The organism is Oleiphilus sp. HI0117 (genome assembly GCF_001635235.1).
In genome coordinates this window covers 1-2,786 of record NZ_LWGA01000780.1, presented here as the reverse complement: position 1 = coordinate 2,786, position 2,786 = coordinate 1, and the positions used below count along the sequence as shown (strand labels likewise).

Annotated in this window: 4 protein-coding genes; all 4 read left to right on the top strand. The window is 40.7% G+C overall.

Annotated elements, in window-relative coordinates; all coding sequences use genetic code 11:
* On the top strand, positions 1-810 hold an 810-nt coding region (locus A3757_RS12660; RefSeq protein ID WP_156506306.1), incomplete at its 5' end, for a S1 RNA-binding domain-containing protein.
* 144 nt (positions 811-954) lie between these two features.
* Entirely contained in the window at positions 955-1,251 is a 297-nt protein-coding gene (locus A3757_RS12655; protein WP_068509308.1) for an integration host factor subunit beta, read from the top strand.
* Between the two features lie 81 nt (positions 1,252-1,332).
* Positions 1,333-1,632 (top strand): LapA family protein, encoded by a 300-nt coding sequence (locus A3757_RS12650; RefSeq protein ID WP_068553343.1) that lies wholly within the window; start codon positions 1,333-1,335, stop codon positions 1,630-1,632.
* A gap of 3 nt (positions 1,633-1,635) precedes the next feature.
* Positions 1,636-2,786 (top strand): tetratricopeptide repeat protein (locus tag A3757_RS12645; protein WP_068739732.1); only part of this gene is annotated, 1,151 nt, incomplete at its 3' end.

The window sequence follows — 2,786 nt, the reverse complement described above, 5'->3', positions numbered from 1 at the left end:
TACGGTTGTTTCGCAGAAATTGAAGAAGGCGTTGAAGGTCTTGTTCACGTTTCTGAAATGGATTGGACTAACAAGAACATTCACCCATCTAAGGTTGTTCAGTTAGGTGATGAAGTTGAAGTAATGGTTCTTGATATCGATGAAGAGCGTCGTCGTATTTCTCTAGGTATTAAGCAGTGTCACGCTAATCCTTGGGAAGAGTTCTCAAGCAAGTTCAACAAAGAAGATAAAGTTAGCGGTAAGATCAAATCTATCACTGACTTCGGCATCTTCATTGGTTTGGATGGCGGCATTGACGGTCTAGTTCACTTGTCTGATATTTCTTGGCACGAAACTGGCGAAGAAGCTGTTCGTAAGTACAAGAAAGGCGACGAGATTGAAACTGTGATTCTTTCTGTTGATCCAGAGCGTGAGCGTATCTCTTTAGGTATCAAGCAGCTTGAGCGCGACCCATTTGCTGAATACGTGCAGGTTAACGATAAAGGTACTATCGTTACAGGTACTGTTAAGTCAGTAGATGCGAAAGCAGCTATTGTAGAACTTGGCGAAGATGTTGAAGCGACTTTGAAAGCTTCTGAAATGAGTCAGGATCGTGTTGAAGATCTAACTACTCAGCTTAAAGAAGGCGATGAAGTAGAAGCTAAGATCATCAATATTGATCGTAAGAATCGCGTAATTAATTTGTCTGTTAAGTCTAAAGATATCGATGACGAAAAGCAGGCGATGAAAGAAGTTCGTGAGAAGCAAGTTGAGTCTGCTGGACCAACTACAATCGGTGATTTGATTAAAGAGCAAATGCAAAACAAGTAATGCGCTTTCATCAATACAACTAACTGGTTGTAATATAATCAAAAAAAACGGGCTATAGGCCCGTTTTTTTTGTTTTTTTGGTTTCTTTGTCTACACTGAAAAAAAGCAACGTTATTGTTGAGTCTTTTAGGGATCGAACAGTTAATGACAAAGTCCGAATTAGTTGAAATTATTGCTGCGAAGCAAACGCAGTTGTCAGTCAAAGATGTTGAGCTGGCGATAAAAACACTTATTGATCTTATGTCTGATACCTTGTCGTCAGGGCAGCGTATTGAGATTCGTGGGTTTGGTAGTTTTTCTCTACACTATCGAGCACCAAGGATGGGTAGAAATCCGAAAACAGGTGAGTCTGTTAGTCTTCAGGCAAAGCATGTGCCTCACTTTAAGCCAGGTAAAGAGCTTAGAGATCGTGTAAATGAGAGTCTAAAAGAAGGCTATTAATCAAATTCGCCTCTAATATAGTCAGCGTGTTAACATGGTAAAGATCTAGGCACGTTTCAATATTTGAGTCAGGTTTTATTAATGGCACGTATTTTATTCGCTCTTTCATTTCTTCTTTTTGTAGTTATTCTACTCGCTTGTGTTGTTTTTGTTTTACGAAATGATGCGCTTGTAGCTGTGGATCTATTATTTGTCGAGTTCACCTCTCTTAGTGTGGGGTTTTGGGTGTTAGGCAGCTTGGTTGTTGGCCTCATTCTTGGTTTCTTATTTTCTGTACCGACTCAGATTTTCCTTTTTGGTTCGAAAAAAATTAAAGATAAGCGTCTCCAGACAACAGAAACTAAACTGTCGAGACTTAGAAGAGCGACCTCAAAAGGCTAGTAAATGGAAACTGCGCAGCTCTGGGTTTTTCTGTTTTTAGCGCTTTCTTTAGGCTGGTTGTTCGGATATAGCGCTAAGCAGAAAAGGTCTCCTACTAGCGAACCTAGCCAAACAAAGGTCGGTGAAAAGCACCGACTCCAGCTGCTTTTTGATAGTTATTCCGATGATGCTATAGATCGATTGATTAACTCCCTGGAAGTATCCGAAGAAACTCTTCAAACACACATCTCTATCGGTACGCACTTTAGAAAACAAGGTGAGGTAGAGAAAGCTATACTAATTCACCAGAATCTAATGGCTCACCCAGAAATCTCAAATGAAGCCAGTGATGCTGTGATATTTGAGCTAGCAAAAGACTATAAAGCTGCAGGCCTTTTCGATAGAGCAGAGTCTTTATTGTTACAATTAACACAATCTAAAAGATACTCCTATCGTAGTCAGGTTTTATTACTTGATATCTGTGAGCGTGAAAAAGACTGGTCAGGCGCATTGGTCATTGCTAAAGAGATTGATTTAAGGCGTCATCCCGAAATAAAGATTCGACTGTCTCAGTACTATTGTGAGCTTGCTGAGGAAAAGCTAAAAAGTAACCAGCAAAGGGAAGCAATCAATTTATTTAAGCAGGCTTTGGGAGTTAATAAATTGTGTGTCAGGGCTTTGCTTGGACAGGCTGCGCTTGCTCAACAGGATGAGAGGTATGGAGAAGCTATTCGTTTCTTAAAGCAAGTTGCAGAAATAGCTCCTGAAGACATCATTTTAGCTTTGCCTCTTTTGTTAGAGTGCACCGTCAAGACAGAATCTTTTGATCAGCATCAGGCGTATCTTAAAAACCTTTACGAAGATACAGGGCAGATGCCAGTGATGTTGGCAGTCGTTGCTTCAATGGAAGCTCAGGGGCGTAAGGATGAAGCATTTGAATTCCTGCTTGACCAGCTTTCCAGTTTGCCAAGTCTTCGAGCATTAAACTATTTATTTAGTATGGAGGGCATGTCTGATGACATTCACCCGAAGTTGGCTCGCCAATTGATTAGAATTATATCCCGTGAGAGTGATAAGAAAGAGAAATACCGCTGTTCTCAGTGTGGATTTAACGGTGGGCAGCTGCACTGGAATTGTCCTAGTTGTAAGAGCTGGCAGACGATTAAACCGGTATT